General features: G+C 63.7%; 12 protein-coding genes. 7 read left to right on the top strand and 5 right to left on the bottom strand.

Annotated features, from left to right (window positions below; genetic code table 11):
* Positions 1-31: 31 nt before the first annotated feature.
* From RA29_RS06935 to RA29_RS06920, 4 genes are all read right to left on the bottom strand, one after another.
* Positions 32-2,269 carry a molybdopterin cofactor-binding domain-containing protein gene (locus tag RA29_RS06935; protein WP_039684360.1) on the bottom strand — a complete coding sequence of 746 codons (2,238 nt, stop codon included), beginning with the start codon at positions 2,267-2,269 and terminating at the stop codon, positions 32-34.
* Positions 2,270-2,271: 2 nt separating this feature from the next.
* Positions 2,272-2,730, bottom strand: a complete 459-nt coding sequence (locus RA29_RS06930; protein WP_039684358.1) for a (2Fe-2S)-binding protein — start codon at positions 2,728-2,730, stop codon at positions 2,272-2,274.
* 324 nt (positions 2,731-3,054) lie between these two features.
* Positions 3,055-4,167, bottom strand: a complete 1,113-nt coding sequence (locus RA29_RS06925) for an S-(hydroxymethyl)glutathione dehydrogenase/class III alcohol dehydrogenase (protein WP_039684551.1) — start codon at positions 4,165-4,167, stop codon at positions 3,055-3,057.
* Positions 4,168-4,331: 164 nt separating this feature from the next.
* Positions 4,332-4,712, bottom strand: a complete 381-nt coding sequence (locus RA29_RS06920; RefSeq protein WP_039684356.1) for a DUF3307 domain-containing protein — start codon at positions 4,710-4,712, stop codon at positions 4,332-4,334.
* A gap of 236 nt (positions 4,713-4,948) precedes the next feature.
* Between RA29_RS06920 and RA29_RS06915 the strand changes: the two genes are divergently transcribed.
* From RA29_RS06915 to RA29_RS06895, 5 genes are all read left to right on the top strand, one after another.
* The gene (locus RA29_RS06915) at positions 4,949-7,873 is read left to right on the top strand and encodes an ABC transporter transmembrane domain-containing protein (RefSeq protein ID WP_193743490.1); all 2,925 of its coding nucleotides are present in this window, start codon (positions 4,949-4,951) and stop codon (positions 7,871-7,873) included.
* A 103-nt stretch (positions 7,874-7,976) separates the two neighbouring features.
* Positions 7,977-9,761 carry a BamA/TamA family outer membrane protein gene (locus RA29_RS06910; RefSeq protein WP_039684354.1) on the top strand — a complete coding sequence of 595 codons (1,785 nt, stop codon included), beginning with the start codon at positions 7,977-7,979 and terminating at the stop codon, positions 9,759-9,761.
* Positions 9,761-13,690: a translocation/assembly module TamB domain-containing protein gene (locus RA29_RS06905; RefSeq protein ID WP_039684352.1), complete on the top strand. Its 3,930-nt coding sequence runs from the start codon at positions 9,761-9,763 to the stop codon at positions 13,688-13,690. The genes RA29_RS06910 and RA29_RS06905 overlap by 1 nt, the downstream gene beginning before the upstream one ends.
* A 62-nt stretch (positions 13,691-13,752) precedes the next feature.
* Positions 13,753-14,388, top strand: a complete 636-nt coding sequence (locus RA29_RS06900; RefSeq protein WP_039684350.1) for a GntR family transcriptional regulator — start codon at positions 13,753-13,755, stop codon at positions 14,386-14,388.
* A complete protein-coding gene (locus RA29_RS06895) occupies positions 14,385-15,398 on the top strand; it encodes an AbrB family transcriptional regulator (RefSeq protein WP_039684348.1) in 1,014 nt (337 codons plus the stop codon). The genes RA29_RS06900 and RA29_RS06895 overlap by 4 nt, the downstream gene beginning before the upstream one ends.
* Here the strand turns inward: RA29_RS06895 and RA29_RS06890 are convergent.
* Complete coding sequence (locus RA29_RS06890) at positions 15,395-15,931, bottom strand: TetR/AcrR family transcriptional regulator (protein ID WP_193743484.1); 537 nt, start codon at positions 15,929-15,931, stop codon at positions 15,395-15,397. The genes RA29_RS06895 and RA29_RS06890 overlap by 4 nt on opposite strands.
* A 171-nt stretch (positions 15,932-16,102) precedes the next feature.
* Between RA29_RS06890 and RA29_RS06885 the strand changes: the two genes are divergently transcribed.
* The gene (locus RA29_RS06885; RefSeq protein ID WP_052249515.1) at positions 16,103-17,269 is read left to right on the top strand and encodes an efflux RND transporter periplasmic adaptor subunit; all 1,167 of its coding nucleotides are present in this window, start codon (positions 16,103-16,105) and stop codon (positions 17,267-17,269) included.
* A complete protein-coding gene (locus tag RA29_RS06880) occupies positions 17,269-20,412 on the top strand; it encodes an efflux RND transporter permease subunit (protein ID WP_039684343.1) in 3,144 nt (1,047 codons plus the stop codon). Before RA29_RS06885 ends, RA29_RS06880 begins: the two co-directional genes overlap by 1 nt.
* Positions 20,413-20,499 lie beyond the last annotated feature (87 nt).

Here is a 20,499-nt window from a genome sequence, read left to right as displayed (position 1 = left end):
CGGAGGACACCTCCGCCTTACGATGTTTTCCTCAGACGAAGTCGGTGTGCTTTGTCATCGGCATTTCGCGGACCCGCTGGCCTGTTGCGGCGAAGATGGCGTTTGACAATGCGGCTGCAGCGGGTGGCACCATCGGCTCGCCCATGCCGCGCACGGTGTCGCCGTTTTCCAGACCGCGGACAAAGATCTCGGGCGATTGCGCCAGGCGCATCCCCTCGAAGTCGTAGTAATTGCGCTGGTCCGCCATCCCGTCGGAGTAGGTGATTTCCGAGTTCATGGCGTGCCCAAGCGCCCAGTTGATCCCGCCCTGCACCATGTTTTCGAAGTTGATGGGGTCGATCACACGGCCCACTTCAGCAGCGACCCAGACCTTGTTGATCTTGATGGCGCCATCAATGTTGCTGACCTCGACCACTTCGGCTGTGGGCACCCCGAAAGACATGCAGAAGGCGACGCCGCGACCCTTGTTTGGTCCAAGGTCACTGCCCCAACCGGACATTTCGGCCACCGCTTCCAGCGCCTTGCGCGACGGATCATGCCAGCAGAGGCGCAGCCGTTCTTCCATCGGGTCGGCGCCCGCCGCGTGGATCAGTTCATCCAAGAAAACATCGTGGAAGAACCCGTTGGTGGATGCCCCTACCGCCCGCCAGCTTGAGATAGGTGCCAGTTCGGGCGCGCGGTATCCGGTGACGCGGTAGTTCGGGATCTGCATGGGTTGTTCCCATGCGCCAGCCACGATTTGTAGGTCAGGCCCCGGCGTGGGCATGCCTTGCCGCCCCATCTGGCTTGCGATGACCGAGGGCATAGCGATGCCGAGGTCATAGGCTTCGACCCGGCCATTCTTCACCGTGCCGCGCCCGCGCGCCATGGCGATCTGGCGGGTGTCGTTTTGCAGCGTGTCCTCTTCCCGGCTGTAGGTCAGCTTGACCGGTGTGCCCTTGATCTGCATCGCGATCTGGGTCGCCTCGCGCACCACGCGGTCCTCAAGCCGGTGGCCGAAGCTGCCGCCCATCACCAGCACGTGGACAAAGATCTGATCGGTGTCGAGGCCTGTCAGCTTGGCGACATTGCTTTGCACAAAGCGCGGGATCTGGGTGCCGGTCCAGACATCGGCGCGGTCGTCCGTGACCTGCACCACCGCCGAAATCGGTTCGAGCGGGGCGTGGGCGAGGTATGGCGCGCGATATTCGGCTTCGATTATCTCTGCGCCTTCCAATGCAACGTCCACGTCTCCATCATCGCGGAACCGGCTGTCCTGCTGGTCGGCGTGGAAACTGTCGGAAAGAGCCTGCCAATGCTCCGCCTGTTCAGCTGGGTAGGTGGCGGGCGCCCAGTCGATATCGATGGCATTCACGGCCTGCATGGCCCGCCATGTGTTGTCGGCGACCACAGCGACCCCATCGGGCAGTTCGACCACGTCTATCACGCCGCGCATGTCGCGGGCTGTTGTTGCGTCATAGCTGTTCATCGCGCCGCGTCGCGGGCTGGTGCGGACGGAGGCGTGGACCATGCCCTCAACCTCAAAGTCGATGCCGTAGCGCTGGGTGCCCGTCGATTTGGCGCGGATATCGATCCGCTCCATCTCTTTGCCCACAAGCCGCCAGGTGGAGGGGTCGCGCAGCGTCACGTCGTTGACCGGATCGAGCGTGGCGGCCGTAGCGGCAAGCGCGGTATAGGCCAGCGTGCCGCCGCCGGGCAAGATGACCTCTCCTTTTGCGGTCTTCAGGTCGGCGACGTTCGCGCCCGTCTCTTGCGCCGCTGCTGCCTTCAGCGTTTCGCGGGCCACGGCACCTGCAAGGCGCAGCTTTTCGAAGCTGTCGGGCACTGTGGTGGAGCCGCCGGTGATCTGGAGGCCCATGAACTTCATCATCGCGTCCATGATCCCGCGGGTTGTATCAGCCATGAGGCCATCATCCGTGGAGCGGAACGGCGCTGCCTCCGCACTCAGCGCGGTGTTGTAGTAGGCCGAGTCGGGCATGCCGGGATCCACGCGCACCTGATCCAGTTCGACATCCAGTTCCTCGGCAATCAGGGCGGCTTGCACGTGATAGGCCCCCTGCCCGCTATCGGCACGTGGCGTGATCAGGGTGATGCCGGTGCTGTCGATTTTTACATAGGGCGTCAGCGCCGCCTCACCCTCAGCCAGATCAGCCAGAAGCGGGTTCGTGACGGGGCGCTTGTATGCATAGTAGCCGAAGGCCACGCCACCCACGACAGCGGCAGAGCCAACAAGGAAACTGCGGCGGGCGATTTTTCCGATGCGGCTCATCCTCAGACCTCCTGCAACTTGGTGGCGGCGGTTTTGACGGCGGCGCGGATGCGTGGATAGGTGCCGCAGCGGCAGAGGTTGCCGTTCATCGCGTCGTCGATATCGGCATCTGTTGGCACAGGGTTTGTGGCCAGCAGAGCGGCAGCCTGCATGATCTGTCCAGACTGGCAGTAGCCGCATTGCGCGACCTGATGTTCGACCCACGCCGCTTGAACCGCATGCATCGCATCTGGTGTGCCAAGTCCTTCAATCGTCGTCACATCGCCCCAGACATCGGCGACAGCCGTCTGGCAAGAGCGCACCGCTTCGCCGTCGATATGCACGGTGCAGGCACCGCATTGCGCGACACCGCAGCCATATTTGACGCCCTTGATGTTCAGCTCATCCCGCAGAACCCACAGCAGGGGCATGTCGTCCTCGACATCCACCTCATGCTCTGTCCCGTTGACCGTGAGTTTCATCGTGCGCTCCTGAACAACCTTGGTTTGAACATAAAGCTAGGCGACGGGAGGCGATTGGAAAACCTGCAGATCGCGCCAATGCGGTCACAGATCGCGACGTCACTTGCATTTAGATCGCTTATGTCAGGGACGTTTGCGCACATATCCCAAAGCATTCGGCGATGGCCCGAGGCACTGAAACACCAACAGGGCAAACGCAATAAAGCTGCTGGACACTTGCCCCGCCACTGTGCAGCAGCCGCCTATTAAGGCAGCGGGCTACCACAAAGCGAACCGGCCATACCCACGAGAGTTGCCCACCAAACGTGTGGCGCGGCGTCCGGTCTAAAATTCAACGACGGCGCGGATCGACTTGCCCTCGTGCATCAGGTCAAAACCGTGGTTGATCTCGTCCAATGTCAGCTTGTGGGTGATCATCGGATCAATCTCAATCTTGCCGTCCATGTACCAGTCCACGATTTTCGGCACGTCAGTGCGCCCCTTGGCGCCGCCGAAGGCTGTGCCGCGCCAGACGCGGCCTGTCACGAGTTGGAAAGGGCGGGTCGAGATCTCCGCACCGGCAGGTGCCACGCCGATGATGATGCTTTCGCCCCAACCCTTGTGCGCGGCTTCCAACGCGGTGCGCATCACGTCCACGTTGCCGGTGGCGTCGAAGGTATAGTCGGCGCCGCCCTTAGTCAGTTCCACCAGGTGGGCCACCATGTCGCCCTCAACCTTTGACGGGTTCACGAAATCGGTCATGCCGAAATGCTCACCCATCTCAACCTTGTCGTCGTTCAGATCGACGCCCACGATCTGATCCGCGCCCGCCATCTTGAGGCCCTGGATCACGTTCAGACCGATGCCGCCCAGACCGAAGACGATGCAGCGGCTGCCAATCTCGACCTTGGCTGTATTGATCACGGCACCGATGCCGGTCGTGACCCCGCAGCCGATGTAGCAAATCTTGTCAAAGGGTGCGTCCTTGCGGACCTTGGCGAGCGCGATCTCAGGTACGACAGTATGGTTGGCGAAGGTCGAGCAGCCCATGTAGTGGTGGATCGGCGTGCCATCGAGCATCGAGAACCGGGTGGACCCATCGGGCAGCAGCCCCTGACCCTGCGTGGCCCGAACCTTCTGGCAGAGGTTGGTTTTCGGGTTCAGGCAGTATTCGCATTCGCGACATTCGGGCGTGTAAAGCGGGATGACATGGTCGCCCACTTCGAGGGTCGTCACCCCCTCGCCCACTTCGATGACAACGCCAGCGCCTTCGTGACCAAGAATTGCAGGGAAAATCCCTTCCGGGTCTGCACCCGAACGAGTGAATTCGTCTGTGTGGCATAGGCCGGTTGCCTTGATCTCTACCAGCACCTCGCCCTTGCGGGGGCCTTCGAGGTTCACCTCCATGATTTCGAGTGGTTTGCCAGCTTCAACGGCCACAGCAGCGCGGGTTTTCATCATGGTGTGTCCTCCCAATTCATATTTCTGTCATGTGAGCCAGCGGACGCGCCGTCTGTCAATGCAGAGAATACAGCACACAGCGCTGGAAGGGACAGACAAGAGCGTGCGATGCGATGACGTGTTTACGATACGCTCCATCCCGAGACGTGCATATGGCGGCATCAAGGCAGAACCACCCAGACCATGATCAGATAGGTCCATTGGTGCAGCGCCTGATCCAGGCCGAAGGCGCGCCAGAACCCGCCTTGGCTCGGGTCGTGGCCGGTGTGTTCGGACCACCGCCCCTTGCCCCAGTCGATGTGGAAATGCGCGACCCATTCTGCGATCGCGACGACGAAGCCAAGCCAGACCGGCACCCCCACCAGCACCATGGCGACAAGCGATCCGACGGCATGGAGCCCGGCGTGTTGCAGCCGTCCGAAATGCATGTAGACACCCCGGTTCGCCAGCATCCGCGGTGTCTGAAGGTAGAAGTCGGCGAACAGATGCTTGGCCTGCAGCAGAAACAGCAGGGCCAGGGCAAATGTAACGGGGTCGGTCAAAATGTACCTCTCGCAAGCCTTCCACCCTCACCCTAGGACGGGCCGGGCTGTGTCGCAATCGTCCTGTCGCGCGCCTGACGCACCATTGATTTCAGGCTCGGGCCGTTGATAGGCTACGGTTGGGCGCCTTGCCCGCCCTTTTCAGTACGTGGACCGGCACCATAGAACGCTCCCTCTTTCGATTTATCTGGATCTATTCAAAGCGCGACCAGCTGATCCTGCTGGCGGTGACGCTGATGCTGTTTCCGCTGCTCTATCTGACGCTGGAGCTGCCCAAGCGGATCATCAACGATGCCATCGGCTCCGGTTCCGCGACTGTATCGGCCCATGGTTTCGAGTTCGACCAGATCACCTACCTGATGATCCTGTGCGGCGGGTTCCTGCTGGCGGTGCTGTGTCATGGTCTTCTGAAGATGCGGATCAATACGATGAAAGGCGTGCTGGCCGAGCGACTGCTGCGCCGGTTCCGCTACACCCTGATCGCCCGCATCCTGCGCTTTCCGCAACCCTATTTCGAACGCACGAGCCAAGGTGAATTGGTCAGCATGGTCACTGCTGAAAGTGAGCCTATGGGTGGGTTAATGGGCGATGCGATTGCCCAGCCGGTGCTGCAGGCCGGTCAGATGCTGACGATCCTCGGCTTTCTCTTTTTCCAGTCGGTGGCGTTTGGTCTTGCCGCCATCGCGCTGATCCCGCTGCAAGCGTGGTTGATCCCCAAGCTGCAACGCCAGATCAACCTGCTGAACAAGAGCCGCGTAATCCAGGTCCGCGCGCTGGCGGCGGAGATTGGCGAAGGGGCCGCAGGTGCAGGCACCCTGCGCGTCAATGGCGGTTGGCGCTACCGTATGGCGATGATCGGCAATCGGTTAGGCAACCTCTTTGCCATCCGGTTCGAGATCTACCAGAAGAAATTCTTCATGAAGTTTCTCAACAACTTCATCACACAGCTGACCCCGTTCTTCTTCTTTTCCATCGGTGGTTACCTGGTCATCCAAGGCGAGGTGACGATCGGCGCGCTCGTCGCCGCACTTGCGGCTTACAAGGACCTGTCGAGCCCGTGGAAAGAATTGCTGGCCTACTACAACCAGGTCGCCGACATGTCCCTGCGGTGGGAGACCATCACTGAACGCTTCGCGCCAGCGGGCATGATCGACGACGACCTGTTCTACGGCCCCGCCCCCGAAACGCCGCGCCTGACCGGGGACATCGTGCTGGATCAGGTCACGGTGCGCGATGGCGACGGGAATGCCGTGCTTGAGGACATCTCGCTCACTGTACCTGCAGGGACAAGCATCGGGATCACCGCCCCAAATGACGAGGACCGCCGCGCATTGGCCGAGGTGCTGACGCGCGAGACACTGCCCACCAGCGGCTCCGTCACCCTTGCAGGCCACGATATCCGCACCCTCCACCAGACCGCGATTGCCAAGCGGATCGGTCATGCGACCTCGCGGCCGATCATGTTTCAGGGCAGCTATGGGCAAAACGTGATGATGCCCATGCGGCTTGCCCCGACCGAAGCAGCCGCCGAAAGCGATTTCAGCCGCGAGGCTCTGCGCGCAGGCAACAGTGCCGACATGCTCGACGCTCAATGGCTCGACCCTAGCATCGCGGGCGTGCCGGACAAGGACGCGCTGCGGGCCTGGTGGTATACGCTGATTGCGGGCAGTGGCAGCGGCGACGCCCTGACCCGGCGCACCATGGACCAGACCTTTGATGCGGAGCGCAACGCCGAGCTGGCCGAAACTCTGGTCGCGCTGCGCCCCAAGGTCGCGGCCGCCGTGGCAAAGGCCGGGCTGGACCGCCATGTGCACAGCTTCCATCCCGACAGCTACAACCCGGCGCTGCCGATTGCGCAGAACCTGCTATACGCCACGCCAAAGATCACGATCACGCCCGAGGTGGTCGAAGAGAAGCTGGACTTCCTACGCCTGCTGCACGACCTGTCGCTGGCGTCAAATCTGGAAATGCTCGCGCGGAACATTCTGGAAATGCTGCGCCAGACCTTTGGCCCGAACGGCACCGATCACCCGCTGTTCCAGCGCGTGGGATTGCAGGCCGAAGTCTACAACGCAGCGCTGGAACTGGTGGAGCGCAAGCCGGAAGGCTCCGACATCTCGGACAAGGAACTGGCATTGCTGCTGAGCGTGCCTGCCAACGTCACCGCGGAACAGGTGGCCGCCGCCTTCCCCGAAGAGGTCCGCCAGCGAGTGCTGGATATGCGGGTCGCACATGGGGCGACACTGCGGGCGCAAATGGAGGACATCTTTGTCCCCATCGAAGCTGACAAACACGTGCATGGCCTGTCCGTTCTCGAAAACGCCCTGTTCGGCAAAGTGGCCGACAGTGCAGGCGCACGTGCGGACGATTTGCGCGGCATTGTCGTGGATGTGCTGACCGAGGCAGGCATGAGCCATCTTGTGCTTGAGCTGGTCTTTGACGTGCCAATCGCGCTGGGTGGCGCCAACCTGCCCGCACTTTTTGCGGAACCGCTTGCCATCAGCCGCGCCAGCATCAAGCGCCCCGACATCCTGATCCTTGATGAGCCTATGGCGAGCTATGGGGACGAGATACGCACCTCCCTGATCGAAAAACTGCGTGAGCTTCTGCCGGATGCGACGCTGGTTTTCCTTGGTACATCCTTCGAAGACGACCAGGTCTTTGATACACATGTCGAGGTGGTACAGGGCCGTCTACAAGGCGCAGAAGGAGAACGCGCCGACATCGGCAGCGACGCCAGCGCCGATCTGGCACGCAAGGTCGAGGCGCTGCGGCAAGCACCCATGTTCGCGGGGCTCAAGCGCCGCCAGCTGCGTCTGCTGGCCTTTGGTGCGCGGTGGTACAGCGCACAGCCGGGCGAATACGTCTTTCACAAGAACGACGATCCGACCGATGGCGCGTACATGATCACCGAAGGCGAAGCAGACCTCCTGCTGCCGCAGGACGGGTCAGAACACACCTTGATCGCGACAGTAGGGTCCGGTGCCTTGGTCGGTGAATTAGGCCTGATCCGCAGCGAGCCCCGCGCGCTCGACATGCGTGCCAAATCTGACCTCACGTGCCTGCGCATCGGGGAAGAGGAATTCATGGCCGTGGTCGAGAACGACGCAGCTACAGCCTTCCGCCTGCTGCAAGTGGTGGCGGGTTACGTCACAACCTGATCACGATCCCGCCCAGCACGGTATCTTCACTGGAACCTTCCGCACAAGTTTGGCATTGACTGCGTAAGGGATACCCGCGCGCTGCGCGCGGTGGAGTGCTGCGATGTATCGGACTGTCTGCCAGGTTTTGGCAGTGATCGGCGCCACGTTTGGCGCGGCGGGGGCCGCATTGGCCCTCACAGTTGAGGTACGCGCACCCGATGATCTCGCTGGGGAATTGCGCGCGGCCTCATTGACCGCAGCTTTGCCGGAAGAAGACACAGCCCCCCGCGCCATCGACGTCATCAGCGCAGCACAGGCGGACTATGCCCGGCTGATAGGGTTGCTTTACGACAAAGGCTATTTCGGCCCCACCATTTCGATCACCGTGGATGGGCGCGAGGCTGCCAGCCTGTCGCCGGTTTCGCCACCCGGCGCGGTCCGCTCCGTGGTCGTGACCGTAGATCCGGGCAAGGTTTTTACCTTCGGCACTGTGACTGTCAGCCCCACAGCAAAGGGCACAGAGCCCGTTTTTCAGGCGGCCCGTGGCGAAACTGCCAACGTCTCTGCACTTCGCACCGCGACAGAGGCAGGGATCGAAGGATGGCGGCAGCAGGGCCATGCCAAGGCCGCCGTGTCAGATCAGCAGATCGTTGCAAACCACCCGGCTGGCCAGTTGAACGCCGACATTCGCCTGGACCCGGGCCCGCGCCTGCGCCTCGGGCGTCTTAACATAGAGGGCGAAAGCAACGTCCGCGAGAAGCGCCTGCGCGAGATTGCGGGCTGGCCCAGCGGAGAAGTGTTTGATCCCGACACGCTGGACCAGGTCGAGGGGCGGTTTCGGCGGACCGGTACCTTTGCCAGCGCCAGCCTGACCGAGGCCGATGTGCCCAACCCCGATGGCACGCTCGACATCACCGCCCAAATCACCGACCAACTGCCGCGCCGCTACCGCTTTGGCGCAGAATACGGGACCACTGATGGCGTCAGCGTCAGCGCGCTCTGGCTGCATCGCAACATCTTTGGCGGCGCTGAGCGTTTGCAGATCGACGGTCAGATCTCCGGCGTCGGTGGCGATACGGATGGCGTCGATTTTCGGCTTGGCGCACAACTGTCCCGCCCTGCCACCTGGCGCACGGACCTTGAGGCCGTCTTGCTGGCCGAGATCGAGCAGCGCGATGATCCAAACCTGTTCTCCCGCACCGGTCGGCTTGAGTTCAGTACAGTCTACTTTGCCAGCGAAGACCGCGAATACAGCTACGGCGTGGGCCTGCAACGCGCACGCACGCGCGACGACCTGGGCGAACGGGACTACACCATCCTGACCTTCCCCATCAAAGCCACCTTTGATCGCCGCGACAATGAGCTAAACGCCACCGCCGGATACTATGCCGAGGCCTCGTTGCGCCCGTTCATCAACATCGACGGCACCAGCGACGGCGTTGTGACAACGCTTGACCTACGCACATATCGCAAGTTTGGCGACCGCGTGGTGCTGGCCGTACGCGGGCTGCTTGGATCGGTTGCCGGTCCGTCCATCGAAGAGGCCCCCGCAGACTTTCTGTTCTTCTCCGGCGGCAGCGGGACGGTGCGCGGGCAGGACTATCAATCGCTTGGCGTCGAGCTGAGCCCGGGTGTGACCATCGGCGGGCGGTCATTCTTGGGGCTTTCGGGCGAGATGCGGGTCAAGACCGGCGAGCGGTTCTCGGTCGTAGGGTTCTATGACGCGGGCTATATCGGATCAGAAAGCTTCTTTGACGGCTCGGGCGAATGGCACACCGGATTTGGCGCCGGGGTGCGCTACGACACAGGGATTGGCCCGATCCGATTTGATGTGGCGCTGCCCGGCTCCGGCCCCGGTGACAGTTCCGGGGTCGAGATTTACATCGGCATCGGGCAGGCGTTCTGATGCGGCGACTGTTCTGCATATGGCTGGTCCTGCTTTGGCCGATCGCAGCATCGGCGCAAGAGGGTGAGGATCGCGGGTTTATCGTCGGGCTTCTGGAAAGCAGCCTGGGCGGTGAAGGGCGCACGGTCCGCATCGACGGCTTCGCAGGCGCGCTCAGCAGCCGTGCCACCATCGAACGGATCACCATCGCCGACAGCGAAGGCATCTGGCTGACCCTCGAAGACATTGCGATGCAGTGGAACCGTGCGGCCCTGTTCCGCGCGACAATCGACATTCAGGAACTGCGCGCCGCGCGCATCGACCTGCCGCGCCTGCCGGTCGCGCAGGGCACTGATCTGCCCGCACCCGAGGCGACACCTTTTGCCCTGCCGGACCTGCCGGCAGCCATCCGCATCGCGCAGCTTGATCTCGGTGCCGTATCGCTTGGCGCACCTCTGCTTGGCGAAGCGGCGGTACTGTCGGTGTCCGGCGCGGCGGAGCTGGCCGACGGTGCGGGCAGCACAACGATCAACGCAACACGCACGGACGGCGCGCGCGCCAGCTTCGATGTCACCGCGGCCTATGCCAATGACACCCGCGATCTGACACTGGATCTGGGGCTGAGCGAGGCCGAGAATGGACTGATCTCCGGCCTTCTGAACCTACCGGACCGCCCAAGTGTTGATCTGACGGTCAACGGATCAGGTGCGCTGAGCGACTTCAACGCGACGCTGGACCTCCGCACAGACGACACACCCCGGCTGGCGGGTACGCTTGCACTGCAAAACCAAGCGGACGGGCCAATGGCGTTTGACGCCGCGCTGGATGGCGACATCTCCGCCCTTGTCTTGCAGGAATACCGAGACTTTTTCGGCACTGATGTTGGCCTTGCGGCGCAAGGCAGCACCGATGCAAACGGTGCGCTCACGCTCGAAAGCTTCGCGCTCACAGCCCGCTCGGTCGCGTTGGCGGGCCAGGCCAGCCTGAACAGTGACGGCTGGCCCACGCTGCTCGACATCGAAGGGGCGCTGCGCGACCCCGACGGCACGCCGGTCACCCTGCCCGGCACCGGTGGCACCACCATTGCCGAAGCGGCCCTCGACATCGCCTTTGACGCGGCGCGCAGCGATGCCTTGCAAGCCCGGATCACAGCAACGGATCTCGATCAAAACGACGACGCGGTGAATGAGGTCGCGCTGACCTTTGACGGCACGCTCAGCAGGGATGTGGACGCCATAGGTGCGCTGGAGGGGCGGCTGGATCTGCGCGCCAATGGCATCGCGCTCTCGGACACGGGCCTTGCCCGTGCGGTGGGTGACACGGTCAGCGGTGGGCTCAACATCGCATATGCCGACGACGCGCCGCTGCGTTTGGCGAACCTGGCTCTCACCGGCGCGGCGTGGGCCCTAGGCGGCACAGTCGAGGTCAGCGGGTTCGATGACGGGTTCGAAACCAGCTTTGACACCAACCTGTCCGCGCAGGATTTGTCGGCATTTGCAGACCTTGCCGGGGTGGCGCTGTCGGGCGCGGGCGACCTGTCGGCCTCGGGCACCGCCGCACTGGGTGGGTTTTTCGATGTGACCGTGACCGGCCAGACGCGCGATCTGGCGGTTGGTATCCCGCAGGCTGACCCTGTGCTGGCTGGGCAAACGGACGTGGTGCTTGCGGCGCGGCGCGACACGACCGGGACCGTCCTCGACCGCCTGACGCTGGAAAACGAGGCGCTGGACCTCACGGCATCGGCTGATCTGCGCACCGGCGCGTCGGTCGCGCGGTTCAACGCCTCGCTGGCGGATGCGGGGCTTGTCACCGAAGCGGTCGCGGGTCCGATCACCATGGATGGTACGGCGACGCAGACGGGTGAGGTCTGGGACATCTCCGGCGCCTTGACCGGCCCTCTTGAGACGACTGCGACAGCGACGGCACGCGTTGCGGGCGACCAAACCGACATCTCGCTTGATGCGCGCGTGGCCGACCTGCAAGCGCTCGTCCCACAGATCAACGCGCCAGTGCGCCTGACGGCAACTGCCGCGCAACGGGACGGCGCGTGGCAGTTTGACACCACTATCGACGGTCCGGCCGAGGCACGGGCTGCAGTTACGGGCCTCTTCGACGGAACACGACTGTCGGCCCGCTATGACGTATCCGCCCCGAACCTGTCGGCCTTTGCCCCCGGTGTGCCAGGCGGTGCCGCGCTGAACGGCGATGTGCGCCAGACGGCAGAGGGCTGGGCGTTCGACACCGCGCTGAGCGGTCCCTATGACAGCAGTGGCACGCTTTCGGGCACGTTCGAAGACACGCTTGTCACGGATTTCGACCTGTCTGTGCCCAATGTGGCCGCTGTTGCACCCGGCGTGCGCGGTCCGCTGAACCTGGACGGCACGTTGACGCAAACGGCGACCGGTTGGGACGTGGTGACAGATGTGGCAGGCCCTTACAACAGCACGGGCCGCGTCTCGGCCTCGCTCACTGACGGGGTCGCAGCGGCGCGCTACGCGCTGAGCCTGCCGAATGTTGCACCGCTCGTGCCCGGTTTGAGCGGCGGTGCGTCGGTCAACGGCACGCTGCAACAGGTCGGAGACGCCTTTGACATCGACACGCAGATCGCTGGCCCCTCCGGAACGACGGCTACGGCAACAGGGCGTGTCCAAACCGACGGTACCTTGAACCTGAGCACCCAAGGCCAGCTTCAACTGGGCCTTATCAATCCATTCATCACACCCCGCAGCATCCTTGGCACAGCACGCTTTGACCTGGCCATGAACGGCCCGCCCGCGCTCGGTTCGGTGTCCGGTCAAATCACAACACAAGGTGCGCGGGTGGCCACACCGAACCTGCCGGTGACGATTTCGGATCTGTCCGGCGTCGTGCAGCTTTCAGGTGGACAGGCCGCGCTCGACTTCAACGCAGCCATTGCAGAGGGCGGGTCGGTCGCCATCTCCGGTCCCATCACACTGAACGGTGGGTATTCTGCGCAACTGGCTGTGGCGTTGAACGCTGTCCTGCTGAAAGACCCGACACTCTACTCCACAACTGTAGACGGACGGGTCGATCTGCGCGGGCCGTTGACCGGGGGGGCCGCCATTTCAGGCGCGCTCAACCTTGGTGAAACAAACGTACAAGTTCCCTCGACCGGGATCGCGAGCTTTGGCGCAATCCCCGACATCACCCATATCGGGGCCACGCGCCCCGTCATGCGCACGCAAGCCCGCGCCGGGCTGATCCGGGAAGAAAGCGCAGGGGGCACCGGGGCAGCCTATCCGCTCGACCTGACGATCAACGCCCCCAACCGCATCTTCATCCGCGGTCGGGGCCTTGACGCGGAACTGGGGGGCAGGCTGCGCCTGTCCGGCACCACGGCGGACATCATCTCGACAGGACAATTCGACCTGATCCGGGGGCGGCTCAGCATCCTCGCGCAGCGCTTCACCCTGGACGAGGGGCGTGTCACCCTGCAAGGCCGGTTCGAACCGATCCTGTTGTTCGTCGTTGAGACCGACACCTCGACCGGCACGGCACGCATCATCGTGGACGGACCAGCAGACGATCCCGATGTCCGCTTCGAAGCCACCCCCGAAGCGCCCGAGGATCAGGTCCTGGCCCAGATCATCTTTGGCCGCGACATCAGCCAATTGTCTGCGTTCCAGGCGTTACAACTGGCCAGTGCGGTGGCCAGCCTCGCCGGTGCAGGTGGCGAAGGAGTGGTGTCACAACTGCGGGGCTCGTTCGGCCTCGACGACCTGGATGTGGCGTCGGATGAAGAGGGCAACACGGCCGTGCGCGCAGGGCGCTACCTGTCGGAAAACGTCTATACCGACGTGACGGTGGGCGGCGCGGACGGACCGGAAGTGTCGCTGAACATCGACCTGACCCCCAACATCACCGCGCGTGGATCGGTGGGTGGCGATGGCAATACGGGCATCGGCATCTTTATCGAACGGGACTACTAGGCCCGGGCTGTTCATCCTGACGCCGGTACTGTATCCCTCCGGATACAATTGAAAGGCACAGCATGACAGATCGGGACATGTCGCAGGGCGAAGCCGCCTATGCCCAGCTTCTTCAGGCGATACGCACAGGCGAATTCGCCCCCGGTGATCGTTTGCGCGAAACCGATGTGGCCGACAGGCTGAACCTGTCCCGCACGCCCGTCCGCGAAGCGCTGCGCAGGCTCGAAGCGGACGGCATCGTGGAACACCGACCCCGGCTTGGCGCTGTCATCCGCCAGCTCAGCCACGCGGAACTGGTCGAGCTTTACGAGATGCGGATCGTACTCGAGCGCACAGCCGCCGAGATGGCCGCTAAGCACGCGGCGGCTGCCGAAGTGGACGCCTTGCGTGACCTGAATGCCGCCATCGCCAAGAGCGCCCCCACCGAAGCGCCCGCGCTGAACCAGGACTTCCACCGCGGCATCTACCTTGCGACCCGCAACCGGTTCCTTCTGGACGCCGCGCGGGCCCTGAACAACGCGCTGATGTTGATGGGGCCAACCACTCTGGCCGATCAGGAACGGATCGACGTGGTCACGGCGCAACATGACGACATCCTCAAAGCCATCGCCGCAGGCGACGCCGCCACCGCCGGAGAGGCGGCGGAAGCGCACCTGCAAACCTCGCTGCGCTACAGGCTCAGGGCACTGGCCCGGTGATCCGGATTGCCCTGACTTTTGGCATTGCAGGAACGGGTGTTGCGCTCTTTCATTGGGCGGACCTCCCACTGCCCTGGCTGCTGGGGCCGATCTTTGCCTGCCTGATCAGCGCGTTGCTGGGCGTGCGGATGAAAAGCATCCGGCTGCTCAACGAAGGGATGCGCACAGTTCTGGGTGTCGCGGTGGGCGCGACCTTCACCCCGGTCCTTCTGGCGTCAATGCTGGGCATGTGGCCGACACTGATGCTGATCCCCGTGATGACGGTAGTCATCGGCCTGATCGGTGTGCCCTATTTCCGCAGGCTTTGGGGCTTTGACTTTGCCACCAGCTACTACAGCGCCATGCCGGGCGGTCTACAGGACATGCTGGTCTTCGGAGAGGAAGCCGGGGGCAACCCGCGCAGCCTGTCGCTGATCCACGCGACGCGGGTGATGGTGATCGTTGTCGCCCTGCCCTTTATCCTCCAAGGGGTGTGGGACGCAGACCTCAGCAACCCGCCCGGCGCGCCCGCCGCGTCCCTGGGCCTCGATCAATTGGCACTGATGGTTGCGGCAGCACTCATCGGCTGGCGCGGGGCAAAAGCGATTGGCATGTTCGGTGCCTCGATCCTCGGACCCCTCATCGTCGCCGCCGCCATGGCGCTGACCGGACTGCTGCAACACCGCCCCCCGGCAGAGGCCATCTGGGCGGCGCAGTTTTTCATCGGGATGACCGTTGGCGTGAAATACACCGGCATCACCATGGCAGAGATCCGGCGCGATCTGGCTGCGGGGCTGGGGTTCTGCGTCATCCTGATCGTATTGACTGTGATCTTTGTCGAAGGGGTCTATACGGCCGGTCTCGCCCCGGGGATGGAAACACTCCTCGCCTTTGCCCCCGGCGGGCAGGCGGAACTCACGGTGCTCGCACTGATTGTCGGAGCGGACGTCGCCTTTGTCATTGCACACCACGTCTTGCGCATCTTCGTGGTGATCCTCGGCGCGCCGCTCTTTGCGCGACTGTTCCGCTAGTCGCGCAAGATCCGGCGCGAGATGTCGGCCATCAGCGCCTTCTCCTGTTCGGCGGTCAGCTCCAGCTCGTGCTTGCCGTCGATTTCCAGAAAGGCGTGGCCATGCACGAACATGTGCAGCATAAGGCTGCGCCGCTCAATCTCGGTTTCGGGCGTGTCCTCGGGCATGGCAGTCCGGATCTCGCGTTTGACGATGGCAAGACAGCCATCGCCCCGCGCCTGCATCTCGGCGTCGCGCTCGTGCCCCTCGGCGAGACCAAATATAAGCCGAAACACGCCGGGTTCGGTGCGGGCGAAATCAGCATAGCACAGCCCCAGTGCAGTGACCGGCGCCAGAGGGTCACCTGACGCCGCTTGGGCCACCTGATCCATCCGGTCCCGCATCCGGTCGATTCCCGCAAGCGCAACCTCGCGTACGATCTCGGCCCGGTCACTGAAGTGCTTGTAGGGGGCGGCAGAACTCACTCCGGCGCGCCGCGCGGCCTCGGAAATCGAAAAACCATCAGCGCCCTTCTCTTCGACCAAAACCCTCACAGTTTCAATAAGATGCGCGCGCAAATCACCGTGGTGATACTGCGTGCGAGGGGTGTTTTTCCGGCTCTGCTCCAATTTTTATTGCCTTCTTCCCTTGCCAAAGTAAGTGGCTATTACATATGTCTCGAAACACAAGTAAGCACCCCTTACTTCCTGTCAAGGACGGATACAATGCCCAACGACCGCGTCAAGGATACACCGAAACTACCGCTTTGGAAGCGCACCTTGCGCCGGGTCGTGACCCTCACCGGCACCGCGTCGGTGGTCGCCATCGCAGCTGGCGCAGTCTGGATCGGTAGCGCCACCTTAGCCACTCGTGCTGCCGCCGTAGACGCCCCGCCACCGGCCCCCATTGCCACGGTTGCCGCCATGCGGGTTAGCCCATCCAACGCCTTGACCGTCACCCGCGCCTTTCACGGACAGGTCGAGGCGGCACAGACCGTGTCGCTCGGGTTCGAGCAGAACGGGCGCCTGAACGTTCTCGACGTGAACGAAGGCGACCGCGTCCAGGCTGGCCAGGTGCTCGCCCGGCTCGACACCCGCATCCTGATGGCCGAACGTGCGCGACTGGTTGCCGCGCGCGACGCACTGGAAGCGCAGGCCGAACTCTCCCGCCGCACCACAGACCGGCAAAGAGAACTGCGCAACCGCGGGTTCGCCTCGGATCAGGCCGTGGACAACACGGCCCTAAACCTTGCCGCCCTGCAAGCCCAGATCGCCGAAGTGGACGCAGCCATAACACAGGTCGAGGTACAGCTTAGCCAAACCGAATTGCTCGCCCCATTCGACGGCGTCGTTGGCGCGCGCCACGTGGACCCCGGCGCGATCCTGTCCGTCGGCGCGCCGGTACTCGACATCCGCGAAGACACCGCGCCCCTGTTCCGCGTCGGCATCGACCCAAAGTTGGCAGCGACCGTACGCGAGAAAACCGCCACCATCACCTTGGACGGCGCGGACTACGACGCCACATTTGTTGGCTTCCGCGCGGACCTTGATGCACAGACCCGCACCCGCACCGCCCTATTCGAGATCGACACGACCGATCCCGTCTACCTCTCCTCCGGCACATTGACGCTGCAAGGGCAGTTGGATCAAACCGGTTATGCCGTCCCACTGCGCGCCCTGCGCAATGGCGTCCGCGGCTTGTGGACCGTCATAGTCCTGTCGCCCGAGGAGGGCGCGACTTACACTGCCCAGGCCGCCGCCGTCGAAGTGCTGCAGATTGAGGGCGACACAGCCTTTGTCCGCGGCACGCTACAGGGCGACGCGATGGTCGTGCCCGACGGCACCCACCGTCTGGTCCCGGGTGATCAGGTCCGCGTGACCGGAGCGGAGTGATGGAAACCCTCACCTTCCGCCAGCCCCGCCTCGTCGCCCTTGCCCTGCTGGTCATCATTGCGGCGGGCCTGTCCTCACTGCTGGCCATCGGACGGCAGGAAGACCCGACAATCACCAACCTCTTCGGCACTGTGACAACCATTGTGCCCGGCGCCGACCCCGCGCGAGTCGAGGCGCTGGTGACGCAACCCATCGAAGACATCCTGCGCGAGGTCTCCGAAGTCGATGTGATCGAAAGCACGTCATCGACGGGCATTTCCATCGTGTCAGTCGAGTTGGGCGTGATGGTGCCGGACAATCGTATCGAAGAGGTCTGGGCCCAAATCCGCGATGATCTGGTCGAGCTGTCGCCGACCCTGCCCGCCGACGCGCAAGAGCCAGAGTTCGATACTGAAGGCGGCAGTGCCTTTGCCGCCATCGCGGCCTTTTCCGCCGATCCCGGCGCCCCCACAACGATCCTGGGGCGCTACGCGCGCGATCTGGCCCAGGAACTCCGCAACATCCCCGGCACCGAACTTGTCGAGTTGTTCGGCGCGCCCGAGGATGAGGTGCTGGTCACGCTTGACCCCGTGGCCACCGCCGCCCTCGGCCTGACGGCAAGCGATATCTCCCAAGCCATTGCCCAGGCCGATGCCAAGGGCCCTGCCGGACGGGTACGCCCGGCAGGGTCGGACCTGCTGATCTCCGTCGCGGGCGAGGTACAGGCGCTTGACCGGCTGGGCGAGATCGTCGTGCGCCGGTCTGATGCAGGCGCTGTCACCTACCTGTCTCAAGTGGCCGAGATCACGCGCGGCCCAAGGATGCCCGAAGCAGACCTCGCCATCTACAACGGCAAACCGGCCGTGCTGTTGGGCGCAAAGTTGGAAAGCGGCCTACAGGTCGACAAATGGGCCGCCTTCGTGCGCGAGGAAATCGAGAGCTATCAGGCCAACGTCCCCCTCGGCGTCTCGCTGGATCTCACCTTTGACCAGTCGGGCTACACCGCCGAGCGCTTGCAAGAGGTCGGCCTGAACATGGCCATCGGCGTGGGCCTTGTGGTCGGCGTTCTGCTTCTGACCCTTGGCCTGCGGTCAGCCATGATCGTGGCGCTGATCCTGCCAGTGGTCACGCTGGCCACGCTCTTCACCATGAATTTCATCGGCCTCGCCATCCACCAGATGAGCGTCACGGGCCTGATCGTGGCGCTCGGCCTGCTGGTTGATGCGGGTATCGTGATGACGGACGAGGTGGGGCAAAGGCTGGAAAAAGGCATGAGCCGCCTCAAGGCCGCGGGTCAGTCCGTCAAACGGCTCTTCGCGCCGCTCCTCGCTTCGACAATCACCACGGCGCTGTCCTTCACCCCGCTGATCCTACTGCCCGGTCCGGCTGGGGACTTTGTCGGCTCCATCGCCATTGCCGTGGTGATCATGCTTGGCTGGTCTTTCGTCGTCGCCATCACCCTGACCCCCGCCATCGCCGGGCACCTTCTGCCCGCAAACGGCACACGCGGCGGGATCAAGGGCTGCGCAATCAGCCGCGCCTTTGCCGCCTCCCTACGCTGGTCTGTCAACAACCCGGTCCGCTCCATCGCGCTGGCGCTGATCCTGCCCATCACCGGTTTTCTGTCCATGCCAACACTCACGGCACAATTCTTCCCCGGCGTGGACCGCGACCAGTTCTATATCGAGGTCGATCTCGCCCCCGGCGCAGGCATCGCAGACACGCAGGATGTCGTAGCGCGACTGAACGACCGGCTTTTGGCAGATGACCGAATCCAGCAGGTGATGTGGACAGTTGGCCGCTCGGCACCGGCCTTCTACTACAACATCGTCGGTGCACGCGAAAACGCACCGGGCCACGCGCAGGCCCTGCTGACAACCCAATCGCCCGAAGCGACCGAAGAGGTGCTGCGCGACCTGCAAGCCACCCTATCGCTCACCGCGCCCGAGGCGGAGATCCTTGTCCGTGGCCTCGTCCAAGGCCCCCCGGTCAACGCACCTGTCGAAATACGGCTGGTTGGCAAAGACCTCGCCGACCTGCGCGAAACAGGGGACGAGGTGCGGCGCATCATGTCAGGCGTCGACAGCGTCCTTATCACACGCGGCACCATCGGCAGCGGCGCGCCCAAGGCGGTCGTGACCGTGAACGAAGCCCAGGCACAACTGCTCGGCCTCGACCTGCGCCAGATCGCGGGCCAATTGCAGGCCGGGCTCGAAGGCGTCACCGGCGGCTCCATGGTCGAAGGGGACGAGGAACTGCCCATCCGTGTCCGCCTGGGCGACGACACACGTGGGTCCATGCAGGCCATCCGCGACCTGCCCATCCTGCGGCCTGACGCGGCGCAACTCTCGGCACAAGGGCGCTGGCCTGCCCTGCCCCTCTCCGCCGTGTCCACAATCGAGTTGGAACCTGCCGCCAGCAGCATCACCCGCCGCAACGGCGAACGGGTGAATACGGTCCAAGCCTTCATCTTGCGCGATGTGCTGCCGGAGGAAGCGCTGGTTGAGGTGCAAGCCGCCCTCGACACCAACGGTTTCGCAGTACCGGCAGACATGCGCCTCGAGCTTGGCGGCGACAGCGACGCGCGCGCCGACACGCTCAGCGATCTGCTCGCCTCAATGGGCCTGATCGTGACGCTGTCGATTGCCGCCATCGCACTCACCTTCAACAGCTTCCGGCTCACAGCCGTCGTGCTGGTGGTCTCCGGCCTCTCCGCTGGGCTCAGCCTCCTCGCCCTCGCGGTGTTCCAGTACCCCTTCGGCATCAACGCCATCATCGGCGTCATCGGCTCCATCGGCGTGTCGATCAACGCAGCCATCATCATCCTGACGGGCTTGCAAGAGGACGACCTCGCCGCCAGCGGCGACAAAGACGCCATGGTCGATGTGGTCATGGGCTCCAGCCGCCACATCGTCTCAACCACGATCACCACCTTCGGCGGCTTTCTCCCCCTGATCCTCGCCGGTGGCGGCTTCTGGCCCCCCTTCGCAATGTCGGTGGCGGGCGGTGTGCTGCTGTCCACAGTGGTCAGCTTCTACTTCACGCCCCCCGTCTTTGCCCTGATCCACCGGGTCCGCCGCACGCCCGAGGTCGAAGACCAACCGGCGCACGACAAGGATACCCCCTTCGTCCTGCACCCGCCCTACAGCCAAGCCGCCGAATAGCGGGCGCACAAAAAATCAGTCGGCCCCGCTTCGGCAGGGCCACACCCTCCCCTACCTGCTTGCCAATCTGGCGCGAGTAACGAAAAC

This window comes from Tateyamaria sp. ANG-S1 (assembly GCF_000814025.1).
GTDB lineage: Bacteria > Pseudomonadota > Alphaproteobacteria > Rhodobacterales > Rhodobacteraceae > Tateyamaria.
Note: the sequence above shows the minus strand (reverse complement) of the source record. Positions and strands in the feature narration are given on the sequence as shown.

Bases quoted from the DNA above. Each gene is read 5' to 3' on its own strand.
- RA29_RS06935 (WP_039684360.1), bottom strand. From the start codon at position 2,269: ATGAGCCGCATCGGAAAAATCGCCCGCCGCAGTTTCCTTGTTGGCTCT.
- RA29_RS06930 (WP_039684358.1), bottom strand. From the start codon at position 2,730: ATGAAACTCACGGTCAACGGGACAGAGCATGAGGTGGATGTCGAGGAC.
- RA29_RS06925 (WP_039684551.1), bottom strand. From the start codon at position 4,167: ATGAAAACCCGCGCTGCTGTGGCCGTTGAAGCTGGCAAACCACTCGAA.
- RA29_RS06915 (WP_193743490.1), top strand. From the start codon at position 4,949: ATGCTGTTTCCGCTGCTCTATCTGACGCTGGAGCTGCCCAAGCGGATC.
- RA29_RS06910 (WP_039684354.1), top strand. From the start codon at position 7,977: ATGTATCGGACTGTCTGCCAGGTTTTGGCAGTGATCGGCGCCACGTTT.
- RA29_RS06905 (WP_039684352.1), top strand. From the start codon at position 9,761: ATGCGGCGACTGTTCTGCATATGGCTGGTCCTGCTTTGGCCGATCGCA.
- RA29_RS06900 (WP_039684350.1), top strand. From the start codon at position 13,753: ATGACAGATCGGGACATGTCGCAGGGCGAAGCCGCCTATGCCCAGCTT.
- RA29_RS06885 (WP_052249515.1), top strand. From the start codon at position 16,103: ATGCCCAACGACCGCGTCAAGGATACACCGAAACTACCGCTTTGGAAG.
- RA29_RS06880 (WP_039684343.1), top strand. From the start codon at position 17,269: ATGGAAACCCTCACCTTCCGCCAGCCCCGCCTCGTCGCCCTTGCCCTG.